This window comes from Lelliottia jeotgali (genome assembly GCF_977070485.1).
The window spans coordinates 1-535 of record NZ_CDRVFO010000051.1 but is presented as its reverse complement, the minus strand read 5'-3'; the positions used below and the strand labels follow the sequence as shown (position 1 = coordinate 535).

At 59.8% G+C, this 535-nt stretch carries 1 pseudogene; it reads right to left on the bottom strand.

Annotated elements, in window-relative coordinates:
* Positions 1-74: 74 nt before the first annotated feature.
* A pseudogene (locus ACW4TB_RS27525) lies at positions 75-458 on the bottom strand (transposase); the annotation flags it as partial.
* Positions 459-535 lie beyond the last annotated feature (77 nt).

Genomic DNA, 535 nt, shown 5'->3' with positions numbered 1-535 from the left:
AAAATCGACCAGGTAACCCGCTCAGTTCTCCGTTTTTGGCCGCCGCGAGCACCTCGCAGCAGCCATTTTCCGCATTACAGGTGCACCTTTCCTGCGGTAGTCAGCAAATGTCGGCGCGCCATCCATAGGTTCGACAGCGCGAACAGCGTCACCAGCTGAGCGGTGTTCTTGGCCAGGCCACGGAAGCGCACCTTCACGTAACCGAACTGGCGCTTGATCACTCGAAACGGGTGCTCGACCTTCGCTCGCACTTGTGCCTTGGCCTTCTCGATCTTGCGCTTGGCTTTGTACAGGGCGCTGCGTTTATCGAGCTTCTTGTAGGTGCTGCGGCGTGCTGCGACCTGCCAGATCACTTCGCGGCCCGCATGTTCGGGGCGCTTTTCGACGCCGGTGTAGCCGGCATCGGCGCAGACGACGTTCTCGTTACCGTGCAGCAGTTTGTCGACCTGGGTGATATCGGGGTTTGGGGAGCAACGGAACAGAAAGTGCACTTAAGCCCAGCGCCTGCCCGCAAACCCTTGTGGCGTCTGGTTAG